12 protein-coding genes are annotated in these 18905 nt (G+C 62.3%); 3 read left to right on the top strand and 9 right to left on the bottom strand.

Going from position 1 to position 18905, the window contains the following annotated elements; genetic code table 11:
* The first annotated feature begins 2 nt into the window (after positions 1 to 2).
* On the top strand, positions 3 to 1085 hold the full coding sequence (locus J3B00_RS13945; RefSeq protein WP_209868062.1) for a 4-oxalomesaconate tautomerase: 1083 nt from the start codon (positions 3 to 5) through the stop codon (positions 1083 to 1085).
* Between the two features lie 225 nt (positions 1086 to 1310).
* Here the strand turns inward: J3B00_RS13945 and J3B00_RS13940 are convergent, their stop codons facing one another.
* Complete coding sequence (locus J3B00_RS13940; RefSeq protein ID WP_209868061.1) at positions 1311 to 2561, bottom strand: MFS transporter; 1251 nt, start codon at positions 2559 to 2561, stop codon at positions 1311 to 1313.
* Between the two features lie 102 nt (positions 2562 to 2663).
* Between J3B00_RS13940 and J3B00_RS13935 the strand changes: the two genes are divergently transcribed.
* Positions 2664 to 3632 carry an AraC family transcriptional regulator gene (locus J3B00_RS13935; RefSeq protein ID WP_209868060.1) on the top strand — a complete coding sequence of 323 codons (969 nt, stop codon included), beginning with the start codon at positions 2664 to 2666 and terminating at the stop codon, positions 3630 to 3632.
* Between the two features lie 191 nt (positions 3633 to 3823).
* Here the strand turns inward: J3B00_RS13935 and J3B00_RS13930 are convergent, their stop codons facing one another.
* The 3 genes from J3B00_RS13930 to J3B00_RS13920 all read right to left on the bottom strand — a co-directional run bounded on the left by J3B00_RS13930 (position 3824) and on the right by J3B00_RS13920 (position 10806).
* Complete coding sequence (locus J3B00_RS13930) at positions 3824 to 8611, bottom strand: ATP-dependent helicase (RefSeq protein ID WP_209868059.1); 4788 nt, start codon at positions 8609 to 8611, stop codon at positions 3824 to 3826.
* Between the two features lie 168 nt (positions 8612 to 8779).
* On the bottom strand, positions 8780 to 9850 hold the full coding sequence (locus J3B00_RS13925) for an aldo/keto reductase (RefSeq protein WP_209868058.1): 1071 nt from the start codon (positions 9848 to 9850) through the stop codon (positions 8780 to 8782).
* A gap of 239 nt (positions 9851 to 10089) precedes the next feature.
* Complete coding sequence (locus tag J3B00_RS13920; protein WP_209868057.1) at positions 10090 to 10806, bottom strand: hypothetical protein; 717 nt, start codon at positions 10804 to 10806, stop codon at positions 10090 to 10092.
* Between the two features lie 313 nt (positions 10807 to 11119).
* Here J3B00_RS13920 and J3B00_RS13915 point away from each other — a divergent pair, with 313 nt between their 5' ends.
* Positions 11120 to 12634: a Fic family protein gene (locus tag J3B00_RS13915; protein ID WP_209874866.1), complete on the top strand. Its 1515-nt coding sequence runs from the start codon at positions 11120 to 11122 to the stop codon at positions 12632 to 12634.
* Here the strand turns inward: J3B00_RS13915 and J3B00_RS13910 are convergent.
* From J3B00_RS13910 to J3B00_RS13890, 5 genes are all read right to left on the bottom strand, one after another.
* Positions 12627 to 13637, bottom strand: coding sequence for an XdhC family protein (locus J3B00_RS13910; protein WP_209868056.1), 1011 nt, complete (start codon positions 13635 to 13637; stop codon positions 12627 to 12629). The genes J3B00_RS13915 and J3B00_RS13910 overlap by 8 nt on opposite strands.
* 11 nt (positions 13638 to 13648) lie before the next feature.
* Complete coding sequence (locus J3B00_RS13905; protein ID WP_209868055.1) at positions 13649 to 15001, bottom strand: cytochrome c; 1353 nt, start codon at positions 14999 to 15001, stop codon at positions 13649 to 13651.
* Positions 15002 to 15018: 17 nt separating this feature from the next.
* On the bottom strand, positions 15019 to 17268 hold the full coding sequence (locus J3B00_RS13900) for a molybdopterin cofactor-binding domain-containing protein (protein WP_209868054.1): 2250 nt from the start codon (positions 17266 to 17268) through the stop codon (positions 15019 to 15021).
* Entirely contained in the window at positions 17268 to 17726 is a 459-nt protein-coding gene (locus J3B00_RS13895) for a (2Fe-2S)-binding protein (protein WP_209868053.1), read from the bottom strand. Before J3B00_RS13895 ends, J3B00_RS13900 begins: the two co-directional genes overlap by 1 nt.
* 88 nt (positions 17727 to 17814) lie before the next feature.
* Positions 17815 to 18747 carry an AraC family transcriptional regulator gene (locus J3B00_RS13890; protein WP_209868052.1) on the bottom strand — a complete coding sequence of 311 codons (933 nt, stop codon included), beginning with the start codon at positions 18745 to 18747 and terminating at the stop codon, positions 17815 to 17817.
* Positions 18748 to 18905 lie beyond the last annotated feature (158 nt).

The raw sequence follows: 18905 nt of genomic DNA, 5'->3' as shown, positions 1-18905 counted from the left end.
ACATGGGCCAGACCCGCATACCCTGTCTGCTGATGCGTGGCGGCACCTCAAAGGGTGCCTATTTTCTGCATGACGACCTGCCCGCCCCTGGCCCGCTGCGTGACCGCGTGCTGCTGGCGGTGATGGGTTCGCCCGATGCCCGGCAGATTGATGGCATCGGCGGCGCCGACTCGCTCACCAGCAAAGTCGCCATCATCCGCGCCTCGCAGCGCGAGGACGCCGACGTCGACTACCTGTTCGCGCAGGTGGTGGTGGACGAAGCGCGGGTGGACTATGGGCAGAACTGCGGCAACATTCTGGCCGGCGTAGGGCCGTTCGCCATCGAGCGCGGCCTGGTGGCCGCCAGCCTCTCGAGCACACCGGTGCGCATCTTCATGGAAAACACCGGGCAGCTCGCCGTGGCCCAGGTGCCGACCATCGATGGCCAGGTGGAGTATGCCGGCGATACCCGTATTGATGGCGTGCCGGGCCGTGCGGCGGCGCTGGTGGTGACGTTTGCCGACGTGGCCGGCGCCAGCTGCGGAGCCCTGCTGCCCACCGGCAACAGCCGCGACCGGGTCGATGGGGTGGAAGTGACCTGCATCGACAACGGCATGCCGGTGGTGCTGCTGCGCGCCGAAGACCTTGGCGTGACCGGCTACGAGCCGTGCGAAACGCTGGAGGCCGACAGTGCCCTGAAAACGCGCCTGGAAGCCATCCGCCTGCAACTGGGCCCACGCATGAAACTGGGTGATGTCAGCCAGCGCAATGTGCCAAAGATGTGCCTGCTGTCGGCACCGCGCAACGGCGGCACGGTCAATACACGCTCGTTCATCCCGCACCGCTGCCATGCGTCGATTGGGGTGTTTGGCGCGGTGAGTGTCGCCACGGCCTGTTTGATTGAAGGGTCGCTCGCACAGGCCATTGCCAGCACGTCCGGCGGCGATCGTCAGCGTTTGGCGGTGGAGCACCCGAGTGGTGAATTTACGGTGGAAATCAACTTGAAACGCGGCGTGATCAAGGGGTGCGGGTTGGTGAGGACGGCGCGTTTGCTGTTTGATGGTTTCGTGTGCATTGAGCGCAATATCTGGTGTGGACGGGGCTGATTACCTCGCCCTGGCAGCAGCGTTCAGCGCCAGGCAATCTTGACAACAGCGTGAAAAATACCTGTCTGACCGGCTACTCTGTTCTCTGCACCTCAGCGGCAATACCTCAGGGAGCCGGCATTCTGTTCAAGCGTAGAACCTACATGATGGACATTACCGGCCAAATTCCTGTCAGGGCCTCAGGGGAGTAGTCGATATTTACCGTCACGCTGATCAACGCGCTAGTCAAACATGTAACGCAGGTTTTGGCTGGCGAATGCCATGGGCAGAAGGCACGCGGACACGCAGCGCTATCAGCAACGCGGCCAGCAGCATCAGCACGGCCGCTGCGGCGAATACGCCTGCGCTGCCACCGAGGCTGAACATCGCACCGCCAGCGGCGGCGCCTGTTGCGATGGCGGATTGCACAGATGCCACCACCATGCCGCCGGCGCTTTCCGCCTGGTCAGGTACCGCACTGGCAACCCAGTTCGACCACGCCACCGGCACACCGCCAAAGGCCAAGCCCCAGATCGCCAGGAGTACCGCCTGCCCCGGCAACGAGGCTGGCAACAGCACCAACGCCAGTGATGCAACACCGACCAGTGCGGGCATCAACACCAGGGTGGCCAGCGGGTGGCGCTCCAGCAGCTTCCCGGCCAACAGCGTGCCGGCGAAGTTCGCCACACCGAACCCCAGCAACATCAGTGACAGCCCTTGCGAGCCAATGCCGGTAGTCCCCTCAAGGAATGGCCGAACATAGGTGAACATCGCGAAGTGCCCGCTGTGCACCAGCACACAACCGAACATCCCCACGGCGATGCCTGGGCGCTGCAACACCTCCAAAACAGTGCGCAGCCTTGCCGGCCGGCGCGGCGCGAGGGGCGGCAGAGTGAACAACTGAAAAGCCAGGGTCACCATGCCTACCGCCGCTGCTGCGAAGAACGCGCTGCGCCAGCCATACAGCCCGCCCAGATAGCTGCCCAGCGGCACTGCAACGACCGTCCCGATGGCAATGCCGCTGAAAATGATCGATAGCGCCCGGGGCAATAGCGCACTCGGCACCAAGCGCATCGCTACCGCCGCCGCCATGCTCCAGAACCCGCCAAGGGCAATACCCAGCAAGATACGCATCAACAAAAGCACTGCGAAGCTGGAGGAAACGGCGACCAACAGATTGGAAGCGACCATCAACGTGGAAAACCCCAGCAATACCCAACGTCGGTCGATGCCACGGGTCAGGCCCGGCACCAACAATCCGGCGAACAGCGCTACCACTGCTGTCACCGTTACCGCCTGGCCGGCCAGCGCTTCGGACACTCCCAGGTCAGTAGCCATCAGCGTCAACAAACTGGCCGGAAGGTATTCAGCGGTCAGTAAGCCGAACACCCCCATTGCCAACGAGAAAACGGCCATCCACGCGGGGGTCGCAGGCTCAACATCCGAGCCGACGCCGGGATGGCGGTCGGGTACGGTCTTACATACACAGTCGGTCATTGCACAGATCTCCCAATCTTCATTGCGAGCCGAAGTCTAGGCGGCGAAACCCGGATGATCTATGATCGGAAATCTCCACTTTTTGACCAAAACACCTGAACTATGTCTGCTGACCCGTTTGCTCTCTCCTCCGACCTCATCAACGAGTTGTTGCGCGGCATGCGCCTACGTGGCGTCAACTACCGGCGTATCCAGGCCGGCCCGACCTTTGGTTTGGGTTTCGCGGAAAAACCTGGGCACGCCTGGTTCCACTTCATGGCCGTCGGCACTGCGGTGCTGCAAATGCAGGACGGCACCACCTACGCACTGTCTGCCGGCAACGCCGTGTTCATCTCCCATGGCGCGGCCCATCAACTGTTTTCCCACCCTGGCGTGCCTGTTCAGGACATCGACCGTCTGGACGGCGCCCCCCTCGGTGATACCGTCAGCGCGGTGGATACCGGAACCGATGCCGGCCCCACGCCGAGCACCATTTTGTTCAGTGGTTGTATGGAATTTGAACTGGGCAGTATCCATGGCCTTGGCCAACTGATGCCGGGCCTGATGCTGATTGATGCGGGCGGCCAGCGTTACCCAGGGCTGATGCCGATCCTGACGACCATGGAGCGCGAGGTAAGCGCCGCACGGGTCGGTTTCGCCGGTATCCTCGCGCGTTTGGCCGACGTGGTGGCTGCCATGGTCGTTCGCGGCTGGGTGGAGTGCGCCTGCGGGAATGCTTCTGGCTTGGTCGCCGCCTTGCGCGATCCACGCTTGGCCGGTGCACTGCTTGCACTCCATCAGCAACCGGGCCGCGACTGGACCGTTGCGCAGTTGGCAGAGCACTGCAATACCTCGCGCTCGGTCTTCGCGGACCGCTTCCAGATGACGATTGGCATGGCCCCGCTGCGCTATGTCACCGAACTGCGAATGCGGCTTGCAAGCCAGTGGCTGACACTCGAAAGGCTACCGATTGAAGAGGTAGCGCAGCGTTTGGGCTATACATCACAGGCCGCTTTCAGTCGTGCATTCAAGCGCATTACGGGTAGGACGCCTGGATTGAGTCGCAAGGTGAGGCAGACCGCTGTTACTTGAAACCGAGCGCAAGTAGTCGTCATCTACCCCCCATTTCGCCAGTCGACTCAAGCTTTGGACCGCAGCCGGCCCATTACCAAAAAACACCGTCGATCACACTCGAGCACAGTTCCAAGAGTCGTTATCACCTTCCAACTGTACGCCTCCTCAACCTAGCAACCATGAGCAAACTGTTGCCACCGCGTATCCTCTCAGGCATACCAGGTAAGCCCCTTGGGCGCGCTGGAAAAGCCGACCGCCCTTAGCGCGCTGCCAAGAGGGCTCCTGGAAGCGCTCTGTTCGTCCACCAGTTCCAACACGAACGATGCATGCCTTTCACGCTTCAGTGCCACGGCAAGCGCCGTCAAGCCTGCAGCAATCGGCTGGGCCATCCCCTCGGTATCTGGATCGCCATAGCAAAGCAGCCGACGGCCGCCTTGCACGAGGTAGAACATCAGACGCCCGTCAACCAGCACGACGATTGACCCGGCCCGGCGCGATGGACGCAGGCTTGATGGATGGGCTGGCCAGGCCAGGAAGGTGCCGAAGGGATTGGCGGGGTCTGCAGCCGATAGCGCCACCGCCATCGGCTCCACCGCCGACAGACTGGCAAGTTGCCGAAGCCGATCAATGCTCGCACGCTCGCCAAACTGCGCCGCCCCCAGTCCTTCAATGAAACGGCCGCGCAGCACCTTGCCAGCGTCCTCCATGCTACGAAACACCACGCTCAAGGCGGGGAAGCCGCCCGGTATGTTCTCGGTGACAGCCGCGCTGCGGGTTACCACGCCATACCGATCGACCAGCGCTTCGACCAGAGCAAACGCGCGCGCGGTGTCATTCAGGGGCTCGTGGTGCAGCATCGACCAGCGGCCAGCGAGCGTCGGATCGTTCAATGTCGAGACAGCTCCCAGCGCAGCCACAGCCAAGGACATGGACTCATCAGATCGCAAGCCGCTAAACCCCCTACGTCGCCGAGAGACCGCAACGGACCGGGGCCGGCGCGCCGGGCGTCCGCCGCAGTAGGCGCGCAGTGGCGACCACGTGTCGGTGGTGACATAACCCTGCCAGACGAGATCCCACAGCGCGGCATGGATATCCGCGGGTGCGTGCGCCTGTGCTGCACCTTGCTGCCCAGATGCTGTCAGCGCAGCGAACTGCCGCGCGAAGTAGGCCCCGCCACCGACCAGGCTGTCGAGGATTGCCTGTTGCAGCGGGGACAGCTTTGCCAGCGCCTCGGTGCCTGGCGACGGCAACAGTGTCTCGCCAGCGAACTCCTGCAGGTGCAGTGCCACCAGCCCGTCATCCTCGCCGAGCCGGCCATGCCCGGACCAGACTACCGTGCCCGAAGCAATCAGTTCATCGAGCATGCCCGGCGTGTAGTCCTGGACGCGTGCAGCAAGGATCTGGCTTTCCCACAGGGATGCCGGCAGTGGCAGGCCCGCCAGTTGCTCGATGACGCGAGTCACGCCGTCGATCCCTTTCAAACTGCCTCCGGCCGTTTGCGGGCAAGCAGCGGCTTTCCCGGTGGCCTCGGGCACCAGGTATTGGCGCTCCAGCAGCAAGCGCACATAGGCTTGCTGCGGGACCGCCAGGGTCGCCTCGCGCGCCGCCTCGAGCGAGCGTAGCCGCAGGCGTTTGAACACGTCCTCGCTGACCCACTCGTGTCGCGTCAACGCAGCGTCGACGGCGTTGAGCGGCTGCACTTCGATGCGGCGGTCTCCACCAAAGTTGCCCTTGAGCAGTTTGCCCTGCTCGCGCATGCGTTCTAACGCGTCAGCCGCAACGGCAACGCCAAGGCCAAATCGGCTTGCCACTTGTTCAGCGCTGAAAGGGACATGGCTACGCGCATACCGCGCGATCAAATCGCTCAGGGGTGTTGCCGTTCTCTCGAGAAAGACTCTGGGCAGATCGGCCGGCAGCGTGACGCCGAGTGCATCGCGCAGCCGGGCTGCATCTTCGACGGCGGCCCACTGCTCGCTTGCGGCGATCGTCACCCTGATCGCCCGCCCTTCCCGCTCCAGACCGGCGAGGTATGCCGCGGCCTGCTCGCCGTCGCCGAGACGCCTGGCGACGCCCTCTGCCGTCAGTGGCCCGAGCTGGCGCAGGAGGTCCGCCGCCCCCTCCAGGCCCTTGGCCTGATGGCTAGGTGTGAGCCGTTGCAGTTCACGCCCGACGCGATCGACGATGGCCGGATCGAGCAGTTCGCCCATATCGACCTGGCCGATCAAATCGCCAAGCAGTCCACTGTCCAGGGATAGAACCGATGTGCGCCGTTCGGCCAGCGGCGCATCCATTTCGTACATGAACTCCGCCACGTACCCAAACAGCAGGCTTGCTGCGAACGGCGACGGCACCTCTGTTGTGACCTGCGCGATCTGCACGTTGCCGTCTTGCAATCGCTGCATCAGCGCATCCAGTGCCGGGAGGTCATAGACATCTTGCAGGCATTCCCGCGCCGTTTCGATAAGGATGGGAAAGTCCGGGTGGCCTTGGGCGATCTGCAGCAGCTGGCCTGCGCGCAAGCGTTGCTGCCACAGCGGGGAGCGGCGTCCTGGCATCCGTCGCGGCAGCAACAGCGCACGTGCAGCGCACTCGCGAAATCTTGCAGCGAACAGCGCCGAACCGGCCACGGCATCGGTGACGATCTTGCGCAAGGCCTGCGGCTCGAAGATGAACAGTTCTACGCCCGGTACCCGCCCGGAAATATCGGGAATGCGGGCGATGATGCCGTCGTCGCTGGCGACAACCGAAGGATCGACCTTCCAGCGCTGGCGGATCCGTTCGGCAATGGCCAGCGCCCAGGGATCATGGACCCGCCGCCCATAAGGCGAATGCAGGATAACGCGCCAGTCCCCCGTTTCATCTCGGCAGCACTCGACGACCAAGGTGCGGTCCGTGGGCAGCACACCGGTCGCCTCACGTTGTTCGCCGACCAGGCTGAGCAGGTTGTTGATTGCGTTGCGGTCGAGGCCGGCCGCGTCAAGCCGCGACGCCAGCTCAGTGCCGAGGTGCTGGCCGTCATCGCCCTCGATGCTGCGCTCGAGCAAGGACAAAAACGCACCGATGGCGTGTCCCAGTTCGGCCGGGCGCCCCAGTCCATCGCCGCGCCAGAATGGAAGCCGGGCCGAACGCCCCGGGGCCGGTGTTACCACCACCTGATCGTTGGTGATCTGCAGGATGCGCCAGGCAGATGTGCCCAAGGTGATGACGTCGTTCACCCGTGATTCATAGACCATCTCCTCGTCGAGCTCGCCGACCCGCCGTGAGCCGGCACTTTCCTCGCCCTCCGGCAGGATGACGCTGAACATGCCCCGGTCCGCGATGGTGCCGCCACTGGTGACAGCCAGTTGCTTGGAGCCCGGGCGCGCGGTCAAAAGCCCTGTCTCGCGGTTCCATACCAGCCGCGGGCGGAACTCGGCGAAATCGTCGGAGGGATAGCGCCCGGCGAGCATGTCGACCACCGCGTCGAATGCGCCTCTGGGCAAGCTATGAAAGGGTGCCGCTCTGCGCACGGTGGCATACCAGTCATCAACCTGGACAGCCTCCATGGCCACCGCAGCCACCGTCTGTTGCGCTAGTACATCAAGTGGATTGCGTGGCGGCTCAATGGCTTCGATACGCCCGGCCAGCATGCTGTCGATTGTGACGGCGGCGTCGACCAAGTCGCGGCGGGTGCGCGGGTAGATCAACCCGGCGGAGGTCCCCCCAACTTGGTGCCCTGCACGGCCGACGCGCTGCAAGGCACTGGCCACCGAAGGCGGCGCGGCGACTTGGATTACCAGATCGACCAGGCCCATATCGATGCCCAGTTCCAGGCTGGAGGTTGCGACCACGCAACGCAGGTCGCCGGCCTTCAACGCCTGTTCGATCTCGCCGCGCTGTTCTTTGGAGACGGAGCCATGGTGAGATCGGGCGATGTAGGCCGCAGCCCCTGCAGAGCGTCCATCGGTGCCGCCAGCGGATGACGCATAGCTAGTAGTAGCTGAATTATCCGACGTTGCCCCCAGGATGGCGTCGTCAGCTAAACCCACGCGTTCTGCATATAACTCATTGAGACGCGCGGTCAGCTTCTCGGCGAGGCCTCGCGAATTGGTGAAAACGATGGTCGAACGCCGGCGCAGCACCTGTTCGAGGATGCTGGCTTCAACGTGGGGCCAGATGGATCCCTCCCGGTCTTGGCGATCACCACCCGCTGCAGCACCATTGCGAGCCGAGATATCGGTCATGTCCTCGACTGGCACGACGATTTGCAGGTCGAACTGACGGCTGCTCGATGGATTCACCACAGTGACCGGCTGCGACCCCGCCAAGAACTGTGCGACCCCTTGCACCGGACGCACAGTCGCCGACAGGCCGACACGCTGCGCCGGGGCCGGCAGCAATGCATCGAGACGCTCCAGACTCAGCGCCAGATGGGAGCCTCGCTTGCCCCCCGCGACCGCATGCACCTCGTCCACGATGACCGTGCGAACGCCACGCAGCGTCTCCCGCGCCTTGGATGTGAGCATCAGGTAGAGCGACTCGGGCGTCGTGATGAGAATGTCGGGCGGACGGCGCAGCAGGCTCGCGCGCTCTTTGGCCGGTGTGTCACCGGTGCGCATGCCGACGGTGAGTTCAACGAGCGGATCGTCACGCCGTTTGCGCTGGGCAGAGATGCCCTCGAGTGGGAGGCGCAGGTTGCGCTGCACGTCTGCGCCCAGTGCCTTGATTGGCGATATGTAGAGGATACGCGTCGCGTGTTTGGGCGATGCTGCCGCGCTTTCAATTGGCGTTTCGCGTTCCCGGATGAGCTGATCGATGGCTTGCATGAACGCGGCCAGCGTCTTGCCCGAACCGGTCGGGGCAATCACCAGTGCATGCTCACCAGCGCCGATAGCTGCCCAGGCAGCCGCCTGCACCGCCGTGGGCGCGGGGAACGTCTCGCTGAACCAGGCGCGCGTTGCTGGCGCAAAATGTTCAAGTGAATCGGCCTTGGCCGCTTCGGGTAGCACCACCGCCATCGATCAATTCCTTGCGTTGTTGAGCGCATGTTCCTCGTCTTCGCTCAGGTAACGCAAGGCATGCGAAACTGCGCCATAACCGTTGCCCCTGAGGCGAGCTGGCCTAGATAGCTTGGACCACCCTTGCTCATTGAGTACGCCTAGCAGCCAGCGGCCCACCCTACGAGGCTATTTCTGCTGTTTCATCGTTGCACGATGCATCTCGATAAACGGCGCCTCAGCCGAGTCGATCCGGTCCATACCCGCCGCAATCCGGTGCCAGTAGGGATACTGCGGTGCGATCCGGGTTACCTGTTCAATCTGTTCATGGTCTTGCGCCGTCAACCTCAGCTCCACAGCCTGCAAGTTGTCGTGCAACTGCTCGGCCGTGCGCCCCGCCGTGATGACACTGGTGATTCCAGGCCGGTCCTTGAGCCAAGCCAGGCACACCCGCGCCGGTGAACAGCCATGCCGCCGCCCTACTTCGATCAACGCCTCGATGATGTCGTACGCCCGCTCCCTGTCGTGCACATAGGGTTCGGGCCAGTCATTGCCTTGGCGCGTGCCGGCAGGCGTCTGCTGCCCCCGGCGCACCTTGCCGGTCAATAACCCCTCCCCCAGCGGCCCCCACACCAGCGTGGCGATGCCCTGATCAAGCGCCATCGGCAGCAGCTCATACTCCGCTTCACGGGCCTCAGGGGTGTAATAGATCTGCTGGGAAACTGGCTGTTGCCAGCCGTTGAGCTGGGCGCTGCCGAGGGTTTTCATCATCTGCCAGGCGGTGTAGTTGGAAGTGCCGAAATAACGCACCTTGCCGCTTTGCACCAGGTGCTCCAGCGCCGACAGCGTCTCCTCCACGGGCGTGATGCCGTCCCAGTTGTGAATCTGGTAAAGGTCGATATGGTCGGTGCCCAAGCGCTTGAGGCTGGCCTCGCAGGCGCGAATCAGGTGATAGCGTGAGGCGCCGCTGTCGTTGGGGTTATCGCCCATCGGGCTGCGCGCCTTGGTGGCGAGGATGATCGACTGGCGCCGCTCCCCCAGCGCTTGGCCGACGATTTCTTCGGCCAGGCCGTGCGAGTAGAGGTCGGCCGTGTCGACCAGGTTCACCCCGGCATCGAAGGCCATATCGAACATGCGCCGGGCCAGCGCCACATCCACGCTGCCGGTTTTCTCGAATGCGCCACGCCCGCCGAACGGGACCGTGCCGACCACCAGTTCCGAAACCAGCAGGCCAGTGTTGCCGAGTGCGCGGTACTTCATGGGTAGTGCCTCCAAATGCGAACGACTTGGAAATACCGACGGCAAGGGTTGCTGAAACGTTCAATCGGATTGGGTTTTACGCCCAGCCCTTTCCGAACGGTCCGGCAAGGCCGCCCCCTAAGCCTTGCACAAGACCCGTGAGAGCAACTGTCTAGCCCTAAACCTCAAGCCGGCGCGGTCCGCGCATGCCTAGAGACTTGCGCTGTGTTGGGAGCGGCCTTGCCGGCGCGCTGGGTAGTTCACGGCCGCATCAAAGGCTCGATACCGATCCATTTCTTCACTGGCTGATAGCAGAGCTTGATAGGTGGAATGGGCAGTTTCTGGCCCTGGACCTCCAGCGCGCCGAGGTGGATGGTCCACTTGGCATTTGCGTTGAACCTGTCCGTCTGGAAAATCACATAGGCGGAGCCGTAGCGCTTGTTGTTGGTGATCTTGGGGATGTTGCGGTGCACTTCATCGCTGTTGATGTCGTAAGGCGACGGCCGCGCTGAGGATGGGTACACGAGCGGAAAATCGTAGCTTTTGTCGATGCCCAGATACACCGCGGGGCGCGCCTGCAAGCGTGAGCCGTCCTCGAAGGTGATGTAGGCCTGGCGGCTGTCGAAGACGATCGGGATTGCTGGCTCGCCACCCTTGGCGCTGGTCGAGGGCAGTTGACGGTTTTTGTTGTAGGCGATGAGCTGTACATAGAACTCATGCTGCGCGTGTCCCTCGCCGGGGTAGTCAACGTACAGGCTTTGGGCGAATGGCCGGTCGCTCCACTGCGCGGCATGGTCGTAGAGGTATGCTTCCAGGTAGACGGTTTTCTCGCCTTGCGGACCGGGGACTTGGAACTGGAACTCGGATTGGCACAGGTCCGCATAAGCCGGGCGTTCCCGTTTCCAGGGCACGCAAGCAGCCAGTGTGGCTGCTGCTAGCAATAGCGTGAACGATCTGGCGCACTTCAAATTCGACATGACCTTCCTTGGTTGAGCTATCTGGACGTGAGGACTCAGGATCAGCGGCGCGAAGTTACGGCACTTCATATCTCAAGAAAAAAAATGCTTTGGTTGAAAATCTGAAGATTTTCGCATCCTCGTCGAGGAAATTTCGCAATAGTGAGGGGAACTGAAGAAAATATCCCAAGCATAAACGTAGCAAGTTGAGAGTCTGACCCCCTGTGCCGATATGGAAAATGAAGAAAAAATCGGCATAATCGCTGAATCTGAAGATTTTGTGAGCTCACTCAAAGAAAACACAACGCTCGCGACCAAACTGAAGGAAAGGTACATGCGGGAAGCGGGATATGCGCTATTACTCAATAGGCTTCAAATAGCTGCGGTTACACTCAACCGCCCTGCGATCGTACAACCGGTCACACGGATTGAGAAAATCGGCAACACGCTTGCCGTGCCCCAGCGGATGGCGCCCTCAGAGGATGACCTTCTTGGGAATGTGCTTTTTGCGCTGAAGCATGAGGGTATCAACCTCTCAATTCTCGCCCAGGCTCTGCCACAGATCCCCGCAGATCATTTTTCTCAAGCGCTGAAAGCATTGCCCAATGGCGTCTATATCCGTAAGGCGTGCTACCTCAGGGAAGCCTTCACTGGTGAAGAAATCGATCAGCCTTCACCTGTACGCGGCGCCTTCGTCCAGCTGTTCGATCCTGAGCAGTATATTACTCGCCCGGGTGACCGGAACTCGAAGTGGCGGCTGGAATTCAACGGGCTCGGAGATCTGACTTACTGCGCGACTGTGGAGCGCACCCCGGAGCTTACAGCGCTTCTTGAGCATGACATTCTCGGCAAGGCCAAGCATTTCATCGATTCGCTCCCACCGTTGATGATGGACCGAGCTATCAACTGGGCGTACTTGCACGAGACCCAGGACTCATTTGCAATAGAGAAAGAAGCCCCAACCGAAGACAAATCCCGCCGTTTCATCAAACTTCTGCGCCAAGCCCATGAGCGATACCCGCTGACCGAGGATTACTTGGTTACCTTGCAAAACGCCACTGTGGCAAACCCTCTGGATCTTGCAGTGGCATTTCGACATGAGCAGAACCACCTAAGCAATGGCATGCAGGGAGCAGCTGGGGTGACCTACGTCCCCCCGCCCCCGGACCTGTGCCGTGAATTGATGGAAAGTCTGATGCGCTTCGCCAATGAAGGCCCTACTCAAATCGACCCGCTTGTAGCCGCAAGCATCATTTCATTTGGGTTCGTGTTCCTCCACCCGTTCATGGACGGAAATGGACGCTTGTCACGCTTCTTGATCCACCAGGCTCTCTGCCATTCAGGCGCGCTTGAAAACGGCCTCCTGCTTCCTGTTTCAGTTGCCATGAAGCAGGAGGAGCGCCTGTACCTGGAGACGCTCCAGGGATTCTCCAGACCAGTACGAGAGTCCTGGCGAGTGCACTGGATCGATCACGAGCAGTTTACCTTCGAGTTCACGGGAGCGGACGCGATCTACCGATTCTGGGATGCGACGGCCTGCGTAGTATTCACCTGCTTGATGGCAAAGCGGGCGCTAGAAGTCGAATTACGCGATGAGACTGCCTTTCTGGAGAACTATGACGCCGTGTACAGGGCCGTGGATGAGCGATTCGATGTACGCGGCAGCGATCTCGCAAACTTGGTCATGATGTGCCTGAGCAATGGTGGAACCGTGTCCAACAATCGGCGTAAGCAATATCTGTACAGGGTACCCGAGGTGGTGTTCGACTTCATCGAGCTGACGGCGCAGCAGGTGCTTACCGCCCAGCGAGCAGCCCAGCGCACCCAAGCCGGCCCCGATTTCAAATGATCTCTTCTTGCGCCTTGGAACTGGCAATGGAGTATTCACTCGGCAGCCTGGCCCCATTCTTCGCGGCAAGGATCTCGGCCATGACGCTGACGGCGATCTCCGCCGGCGTCTTGCTGCCGATGTAGATGCCGATCGGCCCGTGCAAACGTTCGAGCGATGCTTGGGTTTCACCAAAATGCTCGATCAGGCGCTCGCGGCGCAGCTGGCTATTGCGCCGCGAGCCGATGGCGCCGATGTAAAACGCCGGGCTATGCAGGGCTTCGAGCAGGGCCAGATCGTCGAGCTTGGGATCATGGCTCAAGGCGACGACGCAGGTGCGCAGATCGACCGCGAAGGCTCGGACCACATCATCGGGCATACCCACGATGCGCTCCACGCCGTCTACCGCCCACGTCTCGATGTACTCCGGACGTGGATCGCAAACCGCAACCTTGAAGCCATTGAACAACGCCATGGTGGCCAGATACTCGGCCAGCGCGCCGGCACCGATCATCAGCATTCGGTACCCAGGCCCAAGGGTATTGAGCATTTGCTCGCCGTCGAAGCTGAATTGCTCCGGTGTCGCGGTGGGTTCGAGTGAGACCTGATTGGCGTGCAGAACCAGACGACGACGCACCAACTGGCCTGTGTCCAGCTGCGCCAGCAGTTCATCGAGCGACTGCCAAGAAGGACTGAACTCCAGAATCAGCTCAAGCGTACCGCCACATGGCAAGCCGAAGCGGTGGGCTTCGTCGGCGCTGACACCATAACGCACCACTTGCGGAGCGCTGTCTTTCAGCCCGCTGCCGCCATGGGCGGTGGTGTAGCGATGGATCAGGTCATCTTCGATGCAGCCTCCGGACACGCTGCCCACCACCCGACCGTCGTTACGCAAGGCCATCATCGACCCCACCGGACGCGGTGAAGAACCCCAGGTGCGCGCCACGGTGGCGAGCAGCACACGCTCTCCGGCGGCGAGCCAGTCCCGCGCGGTGCGCAGGACCAGCAAGTCGATACTCTCCATCAGCCTCTCCTCTAACGCATGTGCAGGATGATCGGGCTGCTGCTGGCCGGATCAGTGTGCTCACGCAGCTTGCTGACCGCCTGCGCCTGGACGGCACTGCCGTGATTACCCCAAGAGTCGCGCACGAATGTCAGCACCTCGGCGATCTGCTGATCGGACAACTGCTCACGGAAGGCGGGCATCCGGTAGGCGTCCGGCACACCGGCGGCGACGATCCGCTGCGAGCCGTTGAGGGTGATATTGATTGCCGAGGCGCTCTCGCTGGCCAATGCGGAAGTGGCACCTGCCAGCGGCGGCATCCAGTCGGGTTGGCCCTTGCCGTCCAGGCCGTGGCACGAGGCGCAGTGGGCCACGTAGGTGTGCGCCCCCGGCGTGTCCAGGCGGGTCGCAGCCGAAGCCTGTTGATACTGCCATGGCTCGCCATCGCGCTGGCGGTCGCCAGGCAACGACTTGAGATAACGGGCAATCGCTGCCAGATCATCATCGCTCATGAACTGCGTGGAGTTGTTGAATGCCTCGGTCATCGAGCCGTAGACCACTGCGTGGCTGTTACGGCCAGTCTTGAGGAACTGCACGATCTGCGGCTCGCTCCATCGGCCCAGCCCGGTGTTGTGATCATCACGCAGGCTCGGCGCGTACCAGCCATCGAGCAAGGCGCCGGCGAGAAACGGCTTGGCGGATTCATCCAGGGCCTTCTCGTTGAAGGCCAGGCCGCGCGGCGTGTGGCAACTGCCACAGTGACCGGGGCCCTGAACAAGATAAGCGCCGCGGTTCCACAGCTGGTCCTGGCTGGCCTTGGCCGCATAGGGACCTGCGTCGACAAATACGCCATTCCACAGTGCAATCGGCCAGCGCAGGTTCAGTGGCCAGGGAATTGAACTTTGGATATTGGCCTGTTTGACCGGCGCTACGCCTTTCATGAAGAACGCATACAGCGCGCGCACGTCGTCATCACTGAGCTTGGTGTACGAGGGATAGGGCATGGCCGGGTAGAGACGGCGACTGTCGGGTGCCACACCGTGGCGCACCGCGCGGTCGAAATCCGCCAGGCTGTAACGGCCAATACCGGTTTCAGGGTCAGGCGTGATGTTGGTGGCATGAATCGCCCCCAGCGGCGTGGCCATTTCCAGGCCGCCAGCAAACGGCGCACCGCCCGGCACGCTGTGACAGGCTACGCAGTCGCTGAGCCTGGCGACATATTCGCCACGGCCAACCAGCGCCGGGTCAATGTCGGCCACGCTGACCTGATCGTTTTCAAGACGCGAGACAGGCTCGCGAGTGACATACCAGGCCAGCAGGCCCGCCGCGACCAGGCACGGCACGGCCAGCCAGCCAGCGGCTCTTGCGAATCGGCTGTTGTTCATTGGCGCTCCGGTGCTGATCAATTGAAGGTATGTCGGCTCATGGGCAGGCTGCGAACCCGCTGACCGGTCAACGCTGCCACCGCATTGGCTACCGCAGGCGCAACCGCAGGCAGCGGCGGTTCGCCGATGCCACCCATTTTTTCCCCACTCTCAATGACCCGCACATGTACCCGCGCCATCCGCGCCGGCGGCAGAATCGGGTACAAGTCGTAGTTGCGCGCGCGCGGTTTACCCTCCAGCCACACCGCCTCCTCCACCAGGGTCTGCGACAGCCCCAGCGCCACTGCGCCGTTGACCTGAGCGTCGACGATCGCCGGGTTGACGATGCTGCCGGGATCGATTGCCTGCCAGATGTCGTGGACCTTGACCTGCCCGTTCTCGATCGATACCTCGGCGATCACGGCTGTTTCGGTCCCGAACGGCGAAGCCATCGCAACCCCACGCGCACGTTTTGTACCGTCTTCAGCGGTAAATGGTCCGCGTTTCCAGCCTCCCGACAAGTCACCCACCGCCTGCAGCAATGTGGTCAGGCGCTTGTTGTCACGCAGCATATGCAGGCGCAGCTCGAACGGATCCTTGCCGCCCTTGTCGGCCAGCTCATCCAGGAACGATTCGTAGAAGAAATCGTTGAGCGAATTGCCCACCGACCGCCAGTAACCCAGCATGGCCGGGCCTTTGACGTAGATCTGAGCGATCCGTTTGTGAGGGATGGCGTAGGACTTGCCGGTTAACCCTTCAAGCGCTGTGGGGTCGAGCTTTTCACCCTGCTTGCCGGCAATGGCCTCAGTAGGGCCTTCGGTGGCACTGATCGCCTCGATTGCCAGCGGCCAGCCGTCATTATCCAGCGCGCCGCGGAAATTGACCGCAGCGACAGGGCGCAGCACATCACGCAAAAACTCCTCTTCGCGACTCCAGATCAACTTGACCGGGCGTCCGACCGCCTTGGCCAAGGCGATCGCCTGCGGGTAGGGACTGGCCGAGTCGTAGAGGAAATGCCGCCCGAAGAACCCACCGAGCAGCGGCGAGTGCAGCATGATTTGCGAAAGCTCAAGCCCAGTACGTTTGGCAATATCGGCGCGAAACATGTCCGGTGCCTGATTGGGCAGCCAGACCTCAAGCGAGCCGTCCGGGTTGAAGCGCGCCAGCGCTGACGGCGGCTCAAGTTGAGCGTGGTTCAGGTACTGGTTGTGGTAGGTGGCGTCGACCCGGGTCTTGGCGTTGGCCAGGCTGGCGGCAACGTCGCCCTCATGTTCATCGTCACGGGCGGGGCCTTTTTCGGCTGCCAGTCGGGTGAAGTGCGCATCGCTGGAGAAGTCTGCGGGCATTGGCCGCACTTCGCTGTCGAGCGCAGGCTCGCGCCAGTCGACCTGAATCGCCTCTACCGCACGTTTCGCGTGCCACCAGCGCTCCGCGACCACTGCCACGGCGCCCGGCAGACGATGCACCGAGTGCACCCCTTTCATGGCCTTGACCTGGTCTTCGTTGCGCAGGTTACCTACCGTCATACCCAAGCGAGGGGCATGCTGAACGGCCGCGTGGAGCATGCCGTCGACCTTCAGATCAATGCAGTAGAGCGCCTTGCCGGTGGACTTGTCATAGGCATCGACGCGCTTTACCGGCTTGCCGATCCAGCGGAACTGGCTCGGATCACGCAGTTGCACGGTGGCCGGATCGGGCACCGGCAGGTCCAGCGCAAGTTCAGCCAGTTCACCGTAGGCCAATGAGCGGCCCGAGGCAGCATGCACCACCTTGCCAGGTTCGGTGGTCAATTCGCTCACCGCCACCCCCAGCCTCTCTGCGCCCGCCTGCAGCAGCATGGCACGGGCCAGTGCACCGAGGCGGCGCATGACCGGGTAGCTCATGCGCACCGACATGCTGCCACCGGTGATGCGCATGCCGTTGTCCATGACCACATAGGCCTCGCCAGGCGGCGCGGCTTCGACCACGAAGGTCGCCGGGTCGGCGTCCAGTTCTTCACCGACGATCTGCGCCATCGCGGTAAACGTGCCCTGCCCGCCTTCCATGAACGGGCACAACAGCCGGACGCTGTTGTCTGGACGGATTTCCAGAAACGCCGGAACCTGCGTGCCGCGTTCGGCAGTCGTTGCCGCCGCGGCCTGCACACGGGTCGCCCCCAGCGGCAGACCGAAACCGAGCACCAGTGCACCGACGGCGGTACCGGTGAGAAAACGGCGACGAGACAGGTTCACCGGGTCAGTCAACGCAAGCGATAAGGGCTGCAAGGCTGGATCGATACGTACGTTCATCAAGCTTCCCCTTTGCCGGCAGCAAGCTCATGCACGGCAGCGTGAATGGCGTTGTAAGTGCCGCAGCGACACAGGTTGACCATCGCGGCCTCGATCTGCGCATCACTCGGTTTGGGGTTGTGTTTGAGCAGCGCCGTGGCGGCCATGACCTGACCAGACTGGCAGTAGCCGCACTGGGCAACCTGCAGATCGACCCAGGCTGCGACCACCCGTTTGCCCACATCATCAGTCTCGATGGCTTCGATGGTGGTGATTTCCCTGCCGACCACACCGGCGACCGGGGTGACGCATGCGCGCACCACATTGCCGTCTACCAGCACCGAGCAGGCACCGCACTGCGCCAGTCCACAGCCGTACTTGGTGCCGGTCATGCCCAGATCATCGCGGATCACCCACAGCAAGGGCGTATCGGCATCGGCATCGACCTGATAGGTCTTCTGGTTGATTCGTAGTTCCATGGCTCACCCGCTAGATCATCGGTTGATGTGCATTGTTATGAACAGTGATACGCAGCGAGGGGCATCACCGGTAAAGCGTGTGTTCTGCTCAATTCAGAGCGTTGGCCAAGCCTTCGGCCTCGACTGGCTGGCCCCGCAGCAGGGCAATGTCCCGACGCGGCGCGGTACCGAACAGGCGGCCGTACTCGCGGCTGAACTGCGAGGGGCTTTCATAGCCGACCGCAAACGCTGCTCGCGAGACATCCAGGCGCTCGATCAACATTAGCCGACGGGCCTCGTTCAATCGAAGCCACTTCTGGTATTGCAGCGGGCTCATGCCGGTGAGCTGGCGAAAATGATGGTGAAAAGTCGGCGCGCTCATCTGCACCCGTGCCGCCAGTTCGTCGATACGCAGCGCAACCGTGTAGTTGACCTTGAGCCAGTCAATGGCTTTGGCGATCCGATAACCCTGGCCGTCTACCGCAGTGATCTGCCGCAGCCGGGCGCCTTGATCGGTATGGAGCAGCCGATAATGGACTTCGCGCAGCATCAGCGGTGCCAGCACCGGGATCGCCTCAGGTTCATCGAGCAATGCCAGCAGGCGATCGACCGCGCTTTCCAGGGCGGACGACAGCGTGCCAATACCAACACCGGTACCGGCCGCTTGATGACGCTTGGCAGGCAAGCCACTCTGGTTGATGAGCTCGGCGAGCATGCTCACATCCAGCTTCAGCACCAGCCCGACACAGGGCTGTTCGGGGCTGGCGAGCATTACTTCGGAGTTGGCTGGCAGATCCAGCGAGGTGAGCAGAAACCGCGACGGGTCATAGCTGTAGCCCTCGCCCCCCACCCACAAGCGTTTTTCACCACGCCCAACCAGAATCAGGCTCGGCTCGATCATGCATACGGCAGGGGGCGCCGGCTGGTCGCGACGGAACAACGACAGGCCGGGGATGGCGGTCGCGAAGTCCCCCGTCACGTGCACGCGCGGGTCGATGTTCAACGCCAAAGGCGAGTCATGGCGCAAGGGGGCATGGATCATGTCGGGTCGCTCCTGTTGACCGAACTCTAATCCGCTGGTGAAGCATTTCCTATCCACCCTCCTCCAACTTCATAGGATTAGGCAAGTATTCAAGCGGAATGCACTAGGGCTACGGCGAACTGACCGGGAGAATGTGTCGAACTGTTACAGGAGAGTGC

The sequence above is a fragment of the Pseudomonas sp. BP8 genome (assembly GCF_017875955.1).
Classification (GTDB): domain Bacteria; phylum Pseudomonadota; class Gammaproteobacteria; order Pseudomonadales; family Pseudomonadaceae; genus Aquipseudomonas.
Note: the sequence above shows the minus strand (reverse complement) of the source record. Positions and strands in the feature narration are given on the sequence as shown.